At 42.4% G+C, this 20,989-nt stretch carries 11 protein-coding genes and 1 pseudogene; 4 read left to right on the plus strand and 8 right to left on the minus strand.

Annotated elements, in window-relative coordinates; translation table 11 throughout:
* The 3 genes from ACGE0T_RS16080 to ACGE0T_RS16090 form a co-directional block, all read right to left on the minus strand.
* Nucleotides 1-1,245 carry an ABC transporter permease gene (locus ACGE0T_RS16080; protein ID WP_459187617.1) on the minus strand — a complete coding sequence of 415 codons (1,245 nt, stop codon included), beginning with the start codon at nt 1,243-1,245 and terminating at the stop codon, nt 1-3.
* A complete protein-coding gene (locus tag ACGE0T_RS16085) occupies nt 1,242-2,444 on the minus strand; it encodes a pyridoxal phosphate-dependent aminotransferase (RefSeq protein ID WP_459187618.1) in 1,203 nt (400 codons plus the stop codon). The genes ACGE0T_RS16080 and ACGE0T_RS16085 overlap by 4 nt, the downstream gene beginning before the upstream one ends.
* Nucleotides 2,445-2,580: 136 nt before the next feature.
* A complete protein-coding gene (locus tag ACGE0T_RS16090) occupies nt 2,581-3,480 on the minus strand; it encodes a YitT family protein (protein WP_459187619.1) in 900 nt (299 codons plus the stop codon).
* Between the two features lie 556 nt (nt 3,481-4,036).
* Between ACGE0T_RS16090 and ACGE0T_RS16095 the strand changes: the two genes are divergently transcribed.
* From ACGE0T_RS16095 to ACGE0T_RS16110, 4 genes are all read left to right on the plus strand, one after another.
* Entirely contained in the window at nt 4,037-5,023 is a 987-nt protein-coding gene (locus ACGE0T_RS16095) for a FecR family protein (RefSeq protein ID WP_459187620.1), read from the plus strand.
* A gap of 113 nt (nt 5,024-5,136) precedes the next feature.
* Nucleotides 5,137-8,604: a TonB-dependent receptor gene (locus tag ACGE0T_RS16100; RefSeq protein WP_459187621.1), complete on the plus strand. Its 3,468-nt coding sequence runs from the start codon at nt 5,137-5,139 to the stop codon at nt 8,602-8,604.
* Between the two features lie 6 nt (nt 8,605-8,610).
* Nucleotides 8,611-10,449, plus strand: coding sequence for a RagB/SusD family nutrient uptake outer membrane protein (locus ACGE0T_RS16105; protein ID WP_459187622.1), 1,839 nt, complete (start codon nt 8,611-8,613; stop codon nt 10,447-10,449).
* 17 nt (nt 10,450-10,466) lie between these two features.
* Entirely contained in the window at nt 10,467-11,141 is a 675-nt protein-coding gene (locus ACGE0T_RS16110) for a DUF3823 domain-containing protein (RefSeq protein WP_459187623.1), read from the plus strand.
* A gap of 123 nt (nt 11,142-11,264) precedes the next feature.
* Here ACGE0T_RS16110 and ACGE0T_RS16115 read toward each other — a convergent pair whose 3' ends face one another.
* From ACGE0T_RS16115 to ACGE0T_RS16135, 5 genes and pseudogenes are all read right to left on the minus strand, one after another.
* A complete protein-coding gene (locus ACGE0T_RS16115) occupies nt 11,265-12,437 on the minus strand; it encodes an MFS transporter (protein ID WP_459187624.1) in 1,173 nt (390 codons plus the stop codon).
* A gap of 826 nt (nt 12,438-13,263) precedes the next feature.
* Entirely contained in the window at nt 13,264-13,935 is a 672-nt protein-coding gene (locus ACGE0T_RS16120) for a basic secretory protein-like protein (RefSeq protein ID WP_459190493.1), read from the minus strand.
* Between the two features lie 45 nt (nt 13,936-13,980).
* Nucleotides 13,981-16,296: pseudogene (locus ACGE0T_RS16125) on the minus strand (GH92 family glycosyl hydrolase); the annotation flags it as partial.
* Between the two features lie 13 nt (nt 16,297-16,309).
* The gene (locus ACGE0T_RS16130; protein ID WP_459187625.1) at nt 16,310-17,680 is read right to left on the minus strand and encodes a RagB/SusD family nutrient uptake outer membrane protein; all 1,371 of its coding nucleotides are present in this window, start codon (nt 17,678-17,680) and stop codon (nt 16,310-16,312) included.
* Nucleotides 17,681-17,707: 27 nt separating this feature from the next.
* Entirely contained in the window at nt 17,708-20,974 is a 3,267-nt protein-coding gene (locus ACGE0T_RS16135; RefSeq protein ID WP_459187626.1) for a TonB-dependent receptor, read from the minus strand.
* Nucleotides 20,975-20,989 lie beyond the last annotated feature (15 nt).

The following is a 20,989-nucleotide window of genomic DNA, read 5'->3' on the forward strand; positions in this document are numbered from 1 at the left end:
TTATTCGAACCGGATGCTTTTTGCCGGGTCTATCTTCGTAATCAGATAAGACGGCCCCAACATCATGAGCATTGCCGCACATAAAGTTCCCAGATTTAAAAGGAGAAGTGCTCCGATATTCAAATCGATAGGCACAGCATCCAGATAATAAGTTGAAGGATCGAGGCTCACTACATGAAAACAAGATTGTACCACACACAATGTAATGCCGATTACATTTCCCCAAAGCATACCTTTTCCTATCAGGAAGAATGAAATATATAAAAAGATTTTGCGGATGCTTGCATTGTTCTGCCCCAATGCTTTTAATATGCCGATCATATTGGTACGTTCCAGAATAATAATAAGCAAACCTGAAATCATAGTAAAACCGGCTACAGCCAAAATCAATACCAGAATAACAACGACATTTATGTCCTGCACTTCCAGCCAGTCGAATATCATCGGGTTCATTTCTTTAATGGAACGGGTATAATAAGTGTTTCCCTGCCGGTCTTTCTTTTCCGCCATATCGAAATAGAGGTCTTCTGCCGTCTGGTCGAGATGATTGTAATTATCGACCAACAGTTCCAGACCACTTACTTCGTCCTGCGCCCATCCGTTCAGACGACGGATTTGCCGGATATCGGTTATTACAAAAATCTTATCGTAGTCGAGAAAACCGGTTTCGTAAATACCAGAAATATGGAATTTACGGGCACGGACATCTTCCTGTACGAAATAGGTCAGGAAAGAATCCCCCACTTTCAGCCCCAGCAGGTCTGCAAGGTAACGGGAAATCACAACATCTGTCGATACCTTATCTGGACTCAATGACAGTACTTCTCCTTCTTTCAGGTTATTGCGGAAGAATGTCCAGTCATAATCCGTATCCACTCCTTTCAACACGATTCCCTGGAAATCCGTATCTGTTTTCAGAATGCCCGGTTTAGTGGCAAAAGCCTCCACATGGCGAATACCCGGAAATGATTTTAAATGTTGCAGGAGCGAATCGCTCACAGCTATCGGAGTCGATTCGTAAGAGGTATTGCTATCGAAATTCGTAATCTGGATATGGGAACCGAAACCGATGACTTTATTGCGTATTTCTTTCTTGAAACCAATGACTATCGCAACGGAAAGTATCATTACAGTCAGTCCCAACGCAATGCCGATAATGGCAATACGGACTACGGGAGGGGTAGCCTGATTGTTTCCCTCCTTACTAAAATGGATTCTTTTTGCAATGAATAATTCGAGGTTCATTCCATTACTCTTCCCGGATAAGCTTCCAAGGCTTTTTGAAGAACAATGAGCGCTTTTGCCAGGTCTTCTTTCTTTAACACATATGCGATACGGACTTCATTCCTGCCAAGTCCCGGAGTCGTATAGAAGCCGGAAGCCGGCGCCATCATAACGGTTTGTCCTTCATACTCGAACTCGCCCAGACACCATGCACAGAATTTATCGGCATCATCCACCGGCAGTTTTGCCACGGTATAGAAAGCACCCATAGGAATCGGAGAATAGCAACCGGGAATACGGTTCAAGCCGTCAATCAGGAATTTACGGCGTTCCACATATTCGTTATAGACATCCAGCATATACTCTTCCGGCGTATCCAATGAGGCTTCTGCCACAATCTGGCCGATCAATGGCGGACTCAGACGAGCCTGGCACCATTTCATTACGTTTTCCTTTACCAACTTATTTTTGGTAATCAGTGCGCCGATGCGGATACCGCATTCGCTGTAACGCTTGGAAACGGAATCGACCAATACCACATTGTTCTCGATACCTTTCAAATGGAATGCCGAAATATAAGGAGCACCGGTATAGCAGAACTCACGGTATACTTCGTCCGAAAACAGGAATAAATCGTATTTCTTTACCATATCACGAATCTGGTCCATCTCTTTTTGGGTATAGAGGTAACCTGTCGGATTATTCGGGTTACAAATCAGAATCGCTTTGGTACGTGGGGTAATCAGTTCTTCAAACTTTTCTACGGAAGGAAGGGCAAACCCTTCGTCAATGGTAGAAGCTACTGTTTTGATAACAGCACCGCATGAGATAGCAAAAGCCATATAGTTGGCATAAGCAGGTTCCGGCACAATTATCTCGTCACCCGGATCCAGACAAGCCATAAAAGAGAAAAATACGGCTTCCGAACCTCCTGTAGTAATAATAATATCGTCTACATCTACATTGATGTTGAATTTGGCATAATATTTCACCAATTTTTCCCTGAAACTACGGATACCTTCACTGGGAGAATATTCCAACACCTTACGGTCCACATGACGCATCGCTTCCATCGCGACTTCGGGTGTAGGTAAATCGGGCTGACCGATATTAAGATGATACACCTTGAGACCTTTGGCCTTAGCCTGGTTGGCTAACGGAACGAGCTTTCTGATAGGAGAAGCCGGCATGCTGACTCCCCGTTGTGAAATATTAGGCATTACTATTACTGTTAGTTTTTAATGCCGCAAAGATAGGAATTAATTGAGAATTGGAAATTGAAAATTGAAAATTAAATCCCCTTAAGAGTCACAGAGTGAAACTAATTTTCAATTTTCAATTCGCTTTTTAAACAAATCAGATACCCGGACGCGGAGCATCCTTACTGGCATGCATGGTTGAAATAAATGCCTGCGGGTCTATATCTTTCACTTCGTCTTTCAAACGGGGAAGGTCTTTACGTTCTGCAATTGTAAATATGATTTCTCTTTCTTTTCCTTCATACATGCCACGGCCATGCAGGAATGTTCCCCGCATCCCCATTTTACCGACTATTAAATCTTTGATTTCCTGAGTTTTCCTGGAGACTATAAATACGGCACGGTTGGGGTTTTCAGTCTGGAACATCTCGACAATCTTTCCATATACGAAAATCGCGAACCATGAATACAAAGGAACAGCCCAATCACGGAATACAATCAGACCCAGCATAACAACAGCGGAATCGAGCACTATAATCATATTACTGACTTTCAGGTTCGAGTTGTTTGCAATGACACGTGCCAATACGTCTGTTCCCGCACTGGTACTTTGAGCACGGAACACACAGGTCACCCCAATACCCAATATGGCACCTCCGTAAAAACAGGCAATAAAACTATCATTCTCTACCAGAGGCTGGCTTCCGCATAAATAGGATAAACTATCTGTAAAGATTGAAATCAACAGAAAAGTGACAATCGTTTTCGGACCGGACGATAAACCTATTTTCTTCATGGCAAGGATCATCAGCGGTATATTAAAGCAAAGCGCAGTAACCCCCATAGGCAATCCTTCCGGCATAAATGAAAATAAGCCTTTCGTCACATAATGTATCACAATAGAGATACCATATACTCCTCCGGGAACAATCTTATAAGGAGCAAGGAAAAGCACATAACTCAATGCTTGCAAAAATGCGCCGATGACTATTAAGGTATAATCTACGGCATTTCTTTTCAAGGTAGCATTAGATACCAGATTAAGCTGTTGTTTCATATTTGTGTTATTCATTATTTGTAAAATCGCCGCAAATATACAACATTATTTATCATTTATACCTTTGTTTTAAGGGTAAACAGGAGTTTTCGAGTCTTATATAAAAGATATTAAAATCTTACGCTTATCTTTGCACCATACATTGATTTGCAAAGCGTTGTTCCAATGTACATCATTTTAGTAAAAGCATAAGCGTTTAAGATATTATCCGACTTTGGAATCTGGACAATTTCACTACGACCGGATAAAGCAGCAAACGTTCATGCTCTTTTCTTGTTATATTCAGAATTATCATCTGTATATCAAGATAAAGGGCGTGGGCTGTTGTATATATGGTCGTAAGGCTGTCCAGAGCCTCAAAGTCAATATATCAACAGTTTCCACGCTTCTTTAGTTTATGATATCCGGTTTGGAAGCAGCCGGATAATATACAGGATGATTATGTTACTGATTTCTACTCCAAAAACAAGTTTTTTCAAAAAAAATACAAAAAAAACCACTTTTCATTTAAGGGGTACCTGTCCTTTTTGAGTCTCACTCTCTAGAAAATAAAAATATGGACAAACGTATACCCTGGGATATTATTATAAAAAAGTTCAAAGACGAGATCTCTTCGGATGAGCAGACCTTGTTAAACTTATGGCTTGCCGAAGAAAAGAACCGGAGTGTTTACAATGAACTGGAAACGCTCTGGATGTCTATTATACAAGATGGACTCAACTATAAATCGGATGCTGATGCCCTATGGGTAAAGATGGAGCGAAGAATGAAGAAGAGCCAGCCCAGGACAATCCAGTTCTCTTTAACGAATTTCCGCTGGCTATCCGGAGTGGCTTCCATATTACTTATTATCCTGCTGTCCACTACAGGTTATATGGCGAGCGAATATTTCCAAGCCAATACAATAGCCCAAACTTATAGTTCTCTAGGGGGCAAATCCAAAGTCATACTGCCCGATGGTACTTATGTCTGGCTGAATGCCGAATCCTCTTTAGAATATACGGCTACAGCATGGAGCAAAATCCGGAATGTCAAACTAAACGGAGAGGCTTATTTTGAAGTTAAAAAAGACCCGAAGCGCCCTTTTATCGTAAAAAGCGGAGGATTGGATGTCAAAGTCCATGGTACAGCCTTTAATGTTGAAGCCAGAAACAATAAACCGGATGTCAGCGTAAGCCTGCTATCCGGTTCCGTTTCCGTTAAAAGCGCCACCATGACAAAAGAAATAATACCCGGTGAAAAGGCTGTTTATTCCAAAAAAGACGGGAATATCAAAATCAGGAAAAGCGATGTGGCATTCGCCGCCATGTGGGCGAATGAAACCATTCATTTCGAACGAAAATCAATCAAAGAACTAACAAAGTTTTTATCAAAATGGTATGGTGTAAAGATCATATTGGACCCATCAATACCAGAGAATCAGGCATATACTTTTTCAGTTAAAAACGAACCGCTGGAAGAAATACTCCGTCTGATGGCACGAGCCAATCCGATACGATACAGTTTTGATGAAAAAAACATAGTTCGAATAAAACGAAAGTAAAATCATTTAAATCTAAGTTGCCTATGAGAATGTAAATATGAAAAAACACCTATTTAGTTTTTAGTTTCATTTAATTAATCATCTATTCAAAAACAAATCTTAAAACAGGAGTTATGAAGAAACGAATGTTCTATTATGTCAGTGGAAAGATATGGAGAATTCCACTGTTTATTAGCATTTTTTGCTTGTTAACCAGCGTCTATGGTTCGACCTATGCAAAAGGTCAGGCCCGTTCTATTTCTATTCAATTAGAAAATGTATTGTTGAGCGATGCACTCAACCAGATAGAGAAAGCGAGTGGATACTCTTTCTTCTATGATGAAAACAAAGTTGATTTATCCCACCGGGTGAGCTTAAATGCAAAAAATAAAACAGTCAGCGAAGTTTTGAATAACATTTTAAAATCCACGGGACTCACTTACGAAGTTTCCAACAACCAGATTATTCTGTTACCGGCAGAAAAAAAAGTATCTAAACTGGGTACTACTACGGGCCCCTCTGCAACAGCAGAAACACAACAGCAGAAAATAATAAAAGGCGTTGTTGTCGATAACTTAGGCGAACCGGTTATCGGAGCTAATGTTATTGAAAAAGGAACCACAAACGGAACCGTAACCGATGCAAACGGAGAATTCTCATTGGAAGTTCCGGCAAACGCTACTTTAGAAATTTCTTTTATCGGTTATATCACCCAGCAAGTAGCTGCTAAGGGAAGCCAGATAAAAGTCGCATTAAAAGAAGACTCACAAGCACTGGAAGAAGTGGTTGTAACAGGTTTCGGTTTGTCACAGAAAAAAGCGACTTTAACAGGTGCTATTACTGCCGTTGGAAGTGAGGATATCAGCCGTTCCGTCGCTTCTACCGCATCAGGTGCCTTGGTTGGTAAAATTGCAGGTTTGAACACACGCCAGACAGACGGACGCCCGGGTGCATCAACCAGCATGCAAATCCGTAACATGGGTACTCCGTTATACGTAATCGACGGTATCCAGTCTGACGAAGGCCAGTTCAACAACATTGACTTCAATGATATTGATAATATCACCATCCTGAAAGATGCCTCTGCCTCTATTTATGGTGTACGTGCTGCAAATGGTGTAGTTGTTGTAACAACCAAAAAAGGTAGAAAAAACACAAAGAATACAGTGTCTATCAATGGTTATTACGGTTGGCAAAGCATGTCCAGATTCCCGAAACCGGCAGATGCAACCACTTATATCACCAACTATATCCAGTCAGAAACCGTACAAGGCAAAACGGATTATACTTACAGTAAAACGGATTTGGAAAAATGGACTCAGGGTACTGAAAAAGGCTATGTGCCTTTCGACTGGTATGACTACATCTGGGAAACTGCTCCCCAATACTATGTTAATGCCAATATATCCGGTGGTTCAGACAAAATCAACTACTATGTATCTGTCGGCCACCTGAACCAGGATGCAATGATTGTAAACTATGGCGGATTCGAACGTACAAACGTACAGATGAACATCGATGCCCAAATCAACAGCCGTTTAAAAGTTGGAGCTACGATGAACGGCCGTATTGAAAAACGTGTAAACCCGGGTGTTCCCGGTGTGGATGACTATTGGTTGCCGCGCTTCGGTACTTACCGTAACTTGCCGACAAAACGTCCGTTTGCGAACGATAATCCGAAGTACCCGACACAAACTTCATCCAGTACAGAAACAAACTTCGCATGGCTGACATACGATTTGTCCGGTAAATTTGAAGAAACATGGCGCGTAGCACAGTTACAGGCAACAGCCGAATATGACATTATCGATGGTTTGAAAGCAAAGGCTTTGGTTGGTTATTATTTAGCTTATCAAAATAAAAACAATCAGGAATACACCTACAAACTATACAGTTATGATGAAGAAACCGACACTTACCCAGTCATGTTTGAAAATACAAACCCGTGGCGCGAACGTCAGGTCGGTCATACTGAAACCGTAAACTCCAGTGTTCAGTTATCATACAACAAAAAGTTCGGAGAACATACAGTAGGAGCCGTAGTCGGACTGGAAGCAATAAAGACAGACAAGCCCTATTCATGGTTACACTCCATACCTACAGCCAACTCATTGCATCTGATTGATTATGAAACAATGGATACTTACAATGACGACGGCGTACGTACGGAAGCCCGTTTAGGTTGGTTAGGCCGTTTCAACTATGACTATGCAAACAAATACCTGTTTGAATTTTCCGCCCGTTATGACGGTTCCTGGAAATTCCAGCCGGATCACCGTTGGGGTTTCTTCCCTTCCGGTTCTATCGGATGGAGAATCTCAGAAGAAGCATTCTGGAAAGAAAGTAAATTGAATAACATATTCAGTGACTTCAAGATTCGCGGTTCTTACGGTTTAGTTGGAGATGACGATTTGGGAACCTATGAAGATAACGGAACAAAAAATTACTATAATCCTTATGACTTCTTGCCAGGTTATAACTACAAAGACGGCGGTTCTGTGATCGATGGAAAATACACAATCGGTTCCCGTCCACGCGGACTACCCGTAACAACTCTATCATGGATTAAAGCAAAAATTCTGGATATAGGTTTCGATGTTGCTTTCTTAGACAACCGACTGACCGGTCAGTTCGACTATTTCCGTCGTAAACGCGATGGCCTGCCCGACAGACGTTATGACGTATTATTACCTTCCGAAGTGGGTTTCAACCTGCCTTGGGAAAATCTGAAGTCAGATGTCCATACCGGTGTCGATGCTGCTGTTCGCTGGCACGATCAAATTGAAGAGTTCACATATTCTATCGGAGCAAACATGACGTATGCCCGTTTCTACGACTGGGATCAATACAAACCACGTTTCAGTAACTCATGGGATGAATACCGTAACTCTATCAACCAACGTTTCGGTTATATCAACTGGGGACTGGAAGCTATCGGACAGTTCCAGAGTTGGGAGGAAATCGCTACATATCCTATCGATAACGACCGTCAGGGAAACAAGACACTTCGCCCCGGAGACATCATTTATAAAGACGTAAACGGTGACGGTGTAATCAATGGCATGGACGAACGTCCTATCGGTTACCGCCAGGATGCAACTCCTATCCTGAACTTCGGTTTCAACTTCGCTTTCGGTTGGAAAGGATTCGATTTATCATTTGACCTGACCGGCGGTGCTCTATCTTCATGGTATCAGGAATGGGAACAGCGTAATCCGTTCCATGACGGAGGTAACAACCCTCAATATTATATGGAAGATACATGGCGTCTGTCTGATATATGGGATGCAAACAGTGAACTGATTCCGGGTAAATATCCGATGTTATTGATCGGTAACAGCTCGCACAGTAACTATTGGAACAGTACATTCTGGAAGAAAAACGTAAGATACCTGAAATTACGTAACCTGGAAATCGGTTACACGATTCCTAAACATATCTTGCAAAAAGCTCTAATTTCAGATTTAAGAGTTTATGTAGCAGGCACAAACCTGTTCACATTGACAAATGCGAATGGTATCGACCCTGAAACAACAGAAGGAAACGGATTGGCATATCCTACCACACGTGTTGTTAATATTGGTCTAAATCTTAAATTTTAAACAGTTATGAAGAAAATATATTTTTTAGCTGCAGCAGCAGCATTCATGTTGTCCATGACTGCTTGCAACGGTTTTTTGGACCGGGAACCGGACAAAATTATGACTGACGATCAGATATTCAACGACCCGATCATGATCAAGTCTGTTTTGGCAAATTACTACGGTCGCGTAACATGGGGACAACATGTAGCAGATTGGGATGCTTATGCCGTAATAGACGAAGCCGCCATCTCAAGCGGTGGACCGGACCAGCGTTCTACTTTTGAAGACGATCGCTGGCGTGTATACGACTATACTTTTATTCGCGACGTCAATCAATTTTTGGACGGAGTACGTAATACCACAGCACTAACAGCAGAGGAAAAAGCTCCATTGGAAGGTGAAGCCCGCTTCCTTCGTGCATGGTGTTATTTTAATATGTGCCGCGGATTGGGTGGTATGCCTATCGTAGGAGATGAAATCTTCGATTATACTCCGGGCATGGATCTGGGAACATTACAGAAACCGAGAGCGACCGAAGCCGAGCTATACGATTATATCATCAGCGAATGTCAGGAAGTTGCTAAAATGTTACCGACTGGAAAACAGGTAAACGGAGCCCGGGCTAATGTATGGGCTGCTAAAATGCTGGCTGCACGTGCTGCCGTATATGCCGGTTCCATAGCAAAATACAACAATCTGATGACTAACCCCCTTAAAACAGAAGGTGGTGCTGTCGGCATTCCTGCAGACAAAGCCGAAGGATACTATAGAATCGCATTAGCTGCAGCAGACTCTGTAATACAGCACAGTCCTTATATCTTACAGGATAAACGGGAAGACGATAAAGGGCTAAACTTCTATGAAGCTGTTTGTGTAAAAGAAAACAATACCGAAGTTATCTGGGCACGCGATTACAAATACCCGGGACAAACCCACGGTTTCACAACAAACAATGCCCCCAAGTCTCATGCAGAAGATATCGATAACAGCCGTATTGCCGTTGTTTTGAACTTGGTTGAAGATTATGAAGAAATCAACACTTCCACTCCGGGACTAGGAAGCAAAATACAGACAACGAACCCCGATGGCACTTACAAGTTCTATGAAACAGCAGATGCTCCTTTCAAAGATCGTGACCCTCGTCTGTGGGGTACTGTTATTTATCCGGGTGCAAAACTGAAAGGTTCGGAAGTTATCCTGCAAACAGGACAATTAAAACAAAAAGCTGACGGTAAATGGGAAACTATTACCGGCGATTTAGATTCAAAAGACGCACAAGGTAATATTATTACCGCATACAATGGTCCTAAAGAATCCAATGAAGAGTTTATCAATAAAACCGGTTTTTATGTTCGCAAATTCATTGATGAAACTCCTTCTGCCGGTACCAGAGGCCGTGGTTCCGAAATGTGGATGCCTCGTTTCCGTATTGCCGAAGCTTATATGATTGCTGCCGAAGCTTCTTTCGAACTAAACAACGGACAAGCTGCCAATTATATCAACGAAATAAGAAGAAGAGCTGGTGTTAAGGATTTACAAACTGTTACATTCGAGAATATCGTTCATGAATACAGAGTTGAATTTGCGTTCGAAGATCACCGCTATTGGGATATGAAACGCTGGCGTCTTGCCGATAAAGTTTGGAACGGAAATAATAATGACCCACAGGCACGCCACCGCCGCTTATGGCCTTATTTGACAATAACAGATAATAACGATACGAATCTGAAATGGGTATTTATCGAAGATTTCTTATTCATGTCGCCTAATGCCCGTTATTTCAAACCGCAGAATTATTATAACTTCCTTGATTTAGGTTGGATTAACAACAACCCGAAACTGGAAAAGAACCCGTATCAATAATTTAAAACATTAAGAAGATGAAGATTATATCTAATATTTTTTCGTTGGTCTTATTGCTGATTTTATTCACCGGTTGCGGAAAAGATAATTATGATGCACCACAATCGATGTTGACCGGTAAAATCACATATAATGGGGAAGCCCTGAATTTACGCGGAACAGGAGAAGCTGTCCAGATTCAGCTTTACCAGGATGGATATGCCAAACACGACCCTATTTCTGTATATGTAGGACAAGATGGTGCATTCTCCGCCGAACTGTTTGACGGTATCTATAAAATGGTAACCCGCGACGGTAACGGTCCATGGGTGAATTCCCGTGATACAACTACCGTAACATTAAGCGGTAGTACCGAAGTGGAACTCAAAGTGACTCCGTTCTTTACCATTTCCAATGCGAACTTATCCGTATCCGGTTCGGTAATGAATGCGTCATTTACAATCAATCAGATTGTTCCTACCGCTTCCATCAACAAAGTGATGCTGATATTAAGCAAAACACAGTTTGCGGATGACGTAAACAATGTTTTCCGCAAGGATTTCGACAATATTGCACCGGGAGCTATAAACCTGAATGCCGATGTAAGCGATAATAAAGATGTTGCCAATGCGAAAGCGCTGTTTGCCCGCGTCGGAGTATTGGCTAATGGTGCAGACCAAGCTATTTATTCTCCCGTTATACGGTTAAAATAGGTTTTAAGTCTTTAATGGAGAGATGTTAAAAACATCTTGAAACTTTATCTTAGGCACGGATACTATGGTACCCGTGCCTAAATCATATTATCAAGTAGGACAAATATACTTCTAATTATCCCATCAAATCAATCTTTCCTTCTCATAAGAAGGTTTTACCATACGGAAATAAACGAATATGGAAAACAGGCAACAAGCGGCACCTGCCAAATATGCCATGGATAAATTGAAACGTGAAGCTATAAAACCGGCGGAAAGCATGCCTATACCGACACCGAAATCAAATGAGGTAAGATAAGTGGATGTAGCCGTACCCCGCATATTATGCGGAGCCACATTGACAAACAGACATTGATAGGCCGGAACCCCTACTCCAAACCCGATGCCTATAAACAGGGCGCAGGCAAAAAAGACAAAAACGGAATGGAAGGTTGCAAAAACAACAAATGTTACCAACAGACAAATCAAAGAACTTACAGCTACCAGATGTATCTTTCCGTGGTCTACCATACGCCCGGATATCAGACGCGCCGTTCCCACTCCTACCGCCATGAAGATAAAGAAGTATCCCGGGTCAGGGACATCAATTTCTTTCCCGTATAAAACGACAAATGAAATAATCATGCCATAAGGAATAGCAACCAGTATATAGGATAAAGCTGCAGGCAACGCTTTTACCAAAATAAAACGGTCTAAAGAAAAACGGGGCACAGGTACTTTCTCCCGCTTCGGATAACGAATCAGGCAAACCGAACCCACGCCTGCCCATGCCGCTATCAGCGCTATCAATACCAATATATGGAATCCAAACTCTTCATAAAGCCCTACTGCCACCAGAGGAGCCAACGACATGGCAAGATTGATTGTCAATCCATAAAAGCCCATCCCCTCTCCTCTCCGCCTGGAAGGTATTACATCTATGGTTATCGTATTGCCGGCAACAGAAGTAAGCCCCATAAACCCTCCTTGCAGAAAGCGCACAGCCATAATCGTCAGCATGGTCACGGCAAACAAATAACCGAGAAACATCGTTGCAAAAGCAATAAACGCAAACAAATAAAGCGGCTTGCGGGAGAAACAATCTACCAAATATCCGGAGAACGGGCGGACACACAACAGGCCTATCGTATAACTGGATAGTGCGATTCCCACATTCGAGGTAGTAATGCCTAATTCTTCCACTAAGTAAAGCGGCAAAACCGGCATCAACATATAAAAAGAAAAATTCATCAGGAAATAGGAAATGCAACATTGTACGAAATTCCTATTCCATAAAATCGGTTTCTGAGTTTCCATCACATTCGTATAAAAGTGGAGATGCAGCGTCAAAGTTAAACATTATGTCAAAAAAGTGTACTTCAAATAAAGACTAACATTTTGACAAAATGACAAAATACCCTATCTATGCTTTACTTATATGAGGTAATCTCCGGGACAGATTGAGAATATGGCACTCTCGCGAAGTTTAGCCTTACCGGTCTGTTGGTATAAAAGGATTTATGATTACGAAATGGCAGGGCACAGAATTGTTATTTTGACGCAAATAACGCGGAAAACACTGATTAATACAGACATTATATTTCTCAATCCGCGACATTCACACCAAATCATATTGTTGCATTTTATGGAATAAGGTAAGCTATTTAACATTTTCGTCAGGTTCGGTTCCGTAACCATTCCAGAGCTGCTGCCATGCTCGATAACATCTAAAAACGAAACATATATGCTTTGATTTCAAAACATATATGTTTTAAAGTTAAAATACAAGTGTTTTGCCGCGCAGATTATTGTTTTTTTATGCGCGGATAGTTGAAATTAGTACCGCTACTAATTGAAAATACCCTTGGAGGAAATGTAAAAAGGTACCGAATCGGATAGAATTTCGTCCTTTTTATTCTGAAAAAGAGCCAGATGCTTCCTAAAACAGCTTTTATAATCATTGCTCAAGTCAGCATAAAAGGGATTATACTATAATAGTGTTATTATTTGGAGTAAAATACCAACATTCTGAAATAATCAAAAAAAATAAATTCATTAGGCATTAATATATGAAGACCACAAAAAAGAGGTGTTGCAGGACAAAGCCGCCTGCAACACCCCTCTCTCTATTCAATTGGGAATCTTAAATATCCCCCATCGCTTTCTGATATTCTTTCCACAAATCTTCCACATGCTGGTCTTTTCCCAAAGCATATTGGATACCACCCTCAAACGACCAGGGTATTACTTCCAATGTGCTGCGGTTGAGCTTGCGCAGGAAATCCTTATCCTTATTATGTGTCAACCAGGCAAAGAAGAAACCGGTTGTACGGTATCCGTCGTTGTAGTTGCCACCTTTAGGGCGGTCTTCGTCCTTAAAGCAACCGTTCAGACAGCGGACAGCATCTGCCACACCTTCGATCATAGCCCAGAAAGTCTTGTTTGTACCATATGTTCCGATACCCTGGGGTTCCAGCTGGAAACCGTGAGTCAGTTCGTGGTATAATACACCGCGGGTTTCATAATCCACCTTTGCCGTATCACGCTGGCCGAAACTCTTTTCAATCCAACTCGTGCTATATACAATACTGATTGAAGGAGGTGCACCGTCTTTGGCTGAAACACCTTTATAGTCTTTCAATGTATAATGTATTTCACGAATGCCGGGAATACTGTCTTCCGGTGAAAAATAAAGCGTTTCCAATACCTTGCGGGCATGTTTCTGGATATAAGCTTCCGGATTAGGAATAATCTGTGCATAAATCCCGGAACCGCGTGTATCCGGTGATACATTCTTGAAAATCACTTTCCCCACATCATAAGAGTTCCAAGGTTCGGATGCATCAGCAACCGCCTTTCCATCCGTCAAAGAATACGGACGGTTTTCTCCGGTAAATACCCGTTTCTTATTCGGGGAAGAAGCCATATCGAATTCGAGAACGCCCCCGTCCATGATATCTTTCTGAGTGATATATCCTTTTGTATAAGGTTTACCGTTCAGCCGGACAGCTTTTACGTAACGGTTCTTATCGCTGACCTTGTCTGCCTTTACCTCGAAAGTCTTACCGTTTTCCAAACGCACTTTGATATACGGTAGATACGGAGCCCCTAATACATACTGGTCTGTTCCTGGACAAACCGGATAGAAACCCATTGCAGAGAAGATATACCATGCCGACATCTGTCCACAGTCGTCGTTACCGCACAGACCGTCGATGTTGTTCCGGTACATCTTATTCATAATCTCACGCTGCCAATACTGGGTTTTCCACGGTTGTGAAGTCCAGTTGTAAAGGAATGGAATATGATGGCTCGGTTCGTTTCCATGTACATATCCACCCAGCAAACCTTCTTCCGTCACATCTTCCGTATGCGCAAAGAACTCGGCAGGCAAGTGCATGGTAAACAAAGAGTCCAGACGGGAAACGAACTGTTTGTCGCCACCCATAAGACGTATCATTCCATTTACATCCTGAGGAACATAGAACGAATAGTTCAAGGCATTTCCTTCAATAAAACCCTGACCGTGTGTATCCAGCAGGCTGAAGTTTTTCTTCCAGCTTCCGTCGGAATGGCGGGGACGGGCATATTTGGTTTCCGGATCGAATATCTTCGCATAGTTTTCCGTACGTTTCAAATAACGGTCGGCAAGTTGCATTTTACCAGACAGCTTGGCTGCCTGATAAATCGCCCAGTCGTCATAACCATATTCCAGGCTCAATGAAGCCGCGCTACCGGAACGTTCCAGCGGAACATAGCCTAACTTAATCCAATCGGCCGTGCCGTCATAATAAGGAACGTTCGAGCTGCTTTCCATCGCTTTCAATGCAGCTTCCCTGTCGATCGGAAGTCCTTTAGCTATTGCATCCGACAATACGGAAACAGCATGGTAACCAATCATACACCAGTTTTCATTCCCCATATGGCTCCAGATAGGCAGTGCATGATGCACGCTCTGTTCGCAATGTTTCATCATCGACTTAACCATATCGGTATTCACACCCCGGTTGATAATATTAAACAACGGATGCAAAGCACGGTAGGTATCCCACAAAGAGAATACAGTATAATTGGTAAATCCGTCAGCCTGGTGGATGTTCAGGTCCACGCCACGGTATTGACCGTCTACATCACCGTATACAGACGGATTAATCATGGTATGGTACAAGGAGGTATAAAGCATCGTAATCTGGTCGTCGCTACCTTTGGCATCCAAAACAGATAAGGCCTCATTCCAGTTGTCCGCAGCCAACGCGGCCAGTTGTTCAAACGACTTGCCGGTAGTTTCGGCACGCAGGTTCTTCAATGCACCATCCGTGCTGACACCGGATATAGCCACCTTTACTTCCAGGTCGGAAGAAGCGGAGGGATCAAAATCAAAATAAGCAACAATTTTACGACCGCCTATGTCCGGAAAATTTTCCTTCATATTAAACTTACCATATCCGCCACGGTAATTAACCTTTGCCTTCTCGTCGCAACCGTAATTTACAATCGGTTTGGAGAATGACATGGCAAAATAAGTATAGTTTGTACGAGCCCAGCCATTTGTGATACGGTAACCTGTTACCAAAGTATCGTTTTCCACCCGGATATTTGTCCAGAGCACCTTACCGTCATAATTATAAATACCATGAATCATATCCAGAATAACCCGTTGATTGGCTCCCTGGGGATAGGTATATTTATGAATACCTGCACGCTTTGTTGCAGTCAGTTGTGCTTTGACACCATAGTCTGCCAGCATTACTTCATAGTAGCCCGGACGGGAAACTTCGGTATCATGTGAAAAACGGGAACGGTAACCGCTATCGGGATTTACAGCTGTACCCGGATTCAATTTGAGGGCGCCGGTTGTAGGCATCAGCAGAATATCGCCCAGATCGGAATGCCCGGTACCGCTGAAATGGGTATGGCTGAAACCGACAATCGAGCTGTCTTTATGTTGATACCCGGCACAATATTCATATGCCCTCGGTTGATAGACACCTCCCACGTTATGTGGGATGGTGTCTGTATCCGGACTTACTTGTACTGCCCCAAAGGGAACACATGCTCCGGGAAAAGTATGCCCCATGCCGTTCGTACCGATAATGGTATTTACTTTGTCGACAAACTGTCCATGAGCGGGAACCGCTGCAAACAGGGCACAATACAGGAAAATTTTCTTTATCATATGAGTCTAAAAATTAATAACCAGGGTTCTGTTGTCCGGCTATTACCGGATTACCTTGCATTTCTGCCAGAGGTATCGGCATAATCCAACGATGGTTTCCGACTTCCAGTGTCTTTTTAATGGACACCTTGGTTATTGGTTGCTGGTAACGTCTCATATCGAAGAAACGGTGTCCTTCGAAACACAACTCTCTACGACGTTCCAGTAATAATTGCTTGGTAAATTCATCTTTAGTCGTATACTCCGTGTCCACCCATCCTTCGATACGTTGTGCACGCAGCGTATTCAATAAATCACTCGCATCTTTCAGGTTTGTCTGAGCTTTCGCCTCAGCCATAATCAACAGCATTTCAGAAGAACGAAGCATTTTTCCATCTGCCAGCCCTACATTAGCCGTTGTACCTTTATACTTATTCACCCGTTTTACAGGAACACCATCACGGTCTACACCATCGCCGATAAAAGTATTTAAACGGATATCCTTTGCATCGAAACTGTTAATCAGGGCTTCAGACGGTTCAAAAGCGCTACTATTATCCGCACTCCAGTAAATAGTACCGATTGTTTCATCCCCCACCAGTCTTTTTAGTTTCCAGATAACGTCATCATTACTTTTATCGCTCCAAATTTCGGTATATTTATCCATTCCTGCAAGAGGCTTTTCTTTCAAGGCTTCAGATGCATAGTTATAAGCCTTCGTATAATCTTTCATATACAGATAGATACGTGCCAACAGTGCTTTAACGGCAGTCTGGGAAACATATACGGGATCTTCCGGAGTAGTTTGCTGCAACAACGGCAATGCTTCTTCCAGGTCTTTAATCATATAACCGAAACATTCCTTTACCGTATTACGCCCCGGAGTTTCCAGAACAACCGGTTTGAATGTATAAGGAATACCATAAGAATCACCTTTCTCTATATCAGAGAAAAACAACAGGAGTTCCAGATTATTATATGCACGCAGGAACTTGGCCGTACCGATACTGTTATTCAGGCTTGCTTTATCAGCATCCGTAGTAGCCTGCAGGTTTTCAGCGCCTTCGAGGATACGGTTCACCAGGTTGATTACCACGTATTCTTTAGACCAAAGGTCATTATGGTCACCTGTAGAAGCGGTATAAGTCCACTGGAACGTATCGTCGCTGGCTCCACCGTTCTGGCCGCCTTTCAATACATCATCAGATAAAATAGACGACATACGAATCATCTGTGTCACGGATATTTTAGCATATGCACCGTTTACGACCTGTTCCAAAGAAGAGATGGAACTGAACACTGCATCATCGTCCACCTGGTCAGTCGGATTTAAATCTGTATAGTTACAAGATGTCGACATTGCAGCTATACCAGCTATTATAAAGCTTTTATATATTGATTTCATTTTTATTCTCATTAATGATATTAGCGATTAAAAATTAACATTAATACCGAATGTTACAGCAACAGGTGTCGGATAAGACATGTAGTCGGTGTCGCCACTTACTTCCGGGTCCATACCTGTATATTTTGTAACTGTAAACAAGTTTTCTCCCTGGCAGAAGATGTTTGCAGAACTAAATATTTTCATCTTATCCAGTAATTTACGAGACGGAGTATAAGAAACACGCAAAGTCTTCAAACGCAGATATGACGCATTTTCAAGGAACTGTGATGCCCACGGGCTCGGATTGTTCTGAGCGTCGAAACGGGGAACATTGGTGATATCGCCCTCCTGTCTCCACATTGTCAACATATAAGCCGGTTTGTTTCCGTTGAAATTATGGTTATCCACATACCAACGGGTAGCATTCATGATGTAATAATTCAATGCATACGTAAAGTTTGCAGCCAAAGCAATGCCTTTATAATTGAAGTTTGTTTCGAAACCACCGAAGATTGGCACTTCAGAAGATTTGAACTTGTCTACAAAAGGAGCTTCCGAAATATTTTCAGTCTTGCCGCCTTTCTGGTCATAGAACCAAACTTCACCGGTTGCCGGGTTTACACCAGCCCATTCAACCATGTACCAAGTACCCAATGATTTGCCTACTTCATACAAATAGTCGCCATTGATAAATTTGTTATCGGCATTTGCCCAGGTACCCAGGTCGGTAATCTGGTTTTTGTTGAATGTGATATTCGCGCCAATATTCCATTCGAAATCTTTTGTACGGACAGGAGTACCGTTGATAGCCAATTCGACACCGGTATTGCGGATAGAACCTGCATTTGTTTTGATTTCGCTGAAGCCTGAAGTTTGTGAAATCTTCTTATCCATCAACAAGTCTTTTGTATTCTTCACATAGAAGTCAACAGAAGCGCTCAAACGGTTGTCGAACATACGCAAATCGGCACCTAAGTCAAACTGGGCAGATGTTTCCCACATCAAATCCGCATTACCCAAAATACTATGGTAGTAGCCCGGGCTCTGGTTATAAGCTGTTTTCGAATAACCGTTGCGTGTTCCGAAGTCACTGATACCATCCTGGTTTCCTGTCGTACCATAGCTGACACGAAGCTTCAACTGGTCCAGGTTATTAAACTGGCTCATGAAATCTTCACGGCTCATATCCCATGCTGCACCTGCCGACCAGAAAGCTGCACCTTTGTTACTGCCCATGAATTTGGATGATTCATCATAACGTACACTTGCCGACAAGTTGTATCTGTTATTATATGTATAGTTCCACTGTGTGAAGAAAGACATCAGGTTACTGTGCGTCTTGCTACCACCGATAGAAGGAGGATTGCTGGAAGAACCTGTTTTATCGCCGATACCGGCAGGAGAATCCATCATGAACGGGTCCAAATCATAACCGGTCTGGTTGAATGCGGAATAAATTCCATCATACAATTCAAAACCGGCAACACCTGATACAGAATGAATATCATTAAATGTCTTCATGAAATTCAATGTATTGGTCCATGTATAACGGCGCATATCGGATGTTGCCTGAGACATATAACCTTTGTTGCTTACAGCTTTCGGATGTTCACGATCCAACGTAGTGGTAGTCTTGCGTCCGTAGTAGTCGATACCGAAGTTCGTTTTAAAACGCAACCAGTCTGTGAAATGGATGTTTAAGTAAGCAGAGCCGACCAAACGCAGCAGCCCTTTATTTCTATGGAAATATTTTGTAATCAATGTCGGGTTATCTCCATTGAACCAATCGTCCGGAGTTTCATACGGATACGCCAGCAGAGCTGTGAACCAAGGGTTCTGCCAACTAATACGGTTACCACTCTGGTCATAATCCGGGTCAGAGAATTTAGAATCCGTATAACCGACATTACCACTTACACCAAAATCGAAGATGTTATTGATTTTATGGTCTAAATTGATACGTCCGGAATAACGGGTCATACCTGACTCTTTCAGAATACCATCCTGTTTCAGGAAAGAACCGGAAGCGAAGAACTTCGTTTTTTCCGAGCCACCTGCTACAGATACATTATGTTCCATAGTGAAACCGTTGTGAGTCATCTCATCAATCCAGTCGGTATTCGTACTACGGGCTGTAGACAAACGGCCTCTTCCGGCATTCAGTTCATCCAATTCGCTTCCTGAAATCGTACCTGATTTTTCTTTATTTTCCAGGCTAAGCAAATGCATCAACGGAAATTGTTTTGAATTAGGACTCTGTTCCGCACAATAAGTCTGGTACAAGATATTTTCCTCACCCGTCATCATACGGCTTTTCGGGTCACGCAGGATAGAAGTTCCCAACTTCAGGTTATAGCTTACCTGTGTTTTTCCTTCTTTACCACGTTTGCTGGTAATTACGATTACACCATTTGAACCGCGTGAACCGTAAATAGCAGTAGCAGAAGCATCCTTCAATACCTGTATATCTGCAATATCATCATTATTCAATGAAGCGAACTGTGCCGGTTCAATCATCACGCCATCCAAAATATACAGAGGCGTGTTAGAACCGTTGATAGAACCTGTACCACGGATACGGATTTTAACATCACTACTTCCCGGTTGTCCTGAACCGGTAGAAATCATCAAACCGGGAACTTTACCTTGCAGGCGGTCTTCCAATGCGGCAGATGTTTCATTGGCAATCTTTTCATTTTTAATCATTTCAACCGCACCGGTTATCTGGCCACGTTTCACTGTGTTATAACCGATAACCACAACTTCCTGCATATTAACCGTTTCTTCAAACAAAGTCACGTTAATAACAGACTGGTCATTAATATCGATATTTGCTTTCGCATAACCGATATAGGAGAAAGACAAACGGTTTTTCCCTGCCGGAACAGTGATAGAATACTTACCATCGATGTCTGTCACAACACCCGTAGTCGTACCATCCACCATTACTGTAGCCCCGATTACAGGAACATGGCTCTTATCCTGAACCAAACCTGTAACAGTTCGTTTTTCCTGGTTTACACCATCTGATGAATTAGATTTGTAGATAACAAGGTTCTTTTCTTTAACAGTATAAGACAATCCTGTATTTGCCAACAATTGATCCATTACCTGGTCGATAGTGGCATTATCAACCCGTACATTCACTTTCCGGTTATTGTTCAATACCGAATTGTTGTAGACAAAAGAAAGTCCGCTCTGTTGTTCGATTTTCTTTACAACTTCGTGAATCGGTGTTCCTTGTTCTTGCAGCGTAATTCCCTGAGCTGCAGACAGCGCTGTAAAACTACTTAGTAGTAATGTCGCTGCCAATGATTTGCATCGTGA

This window comes from Parabacteroides sp. APC149_11_2_Y6 (assembly GCF_054506995.1).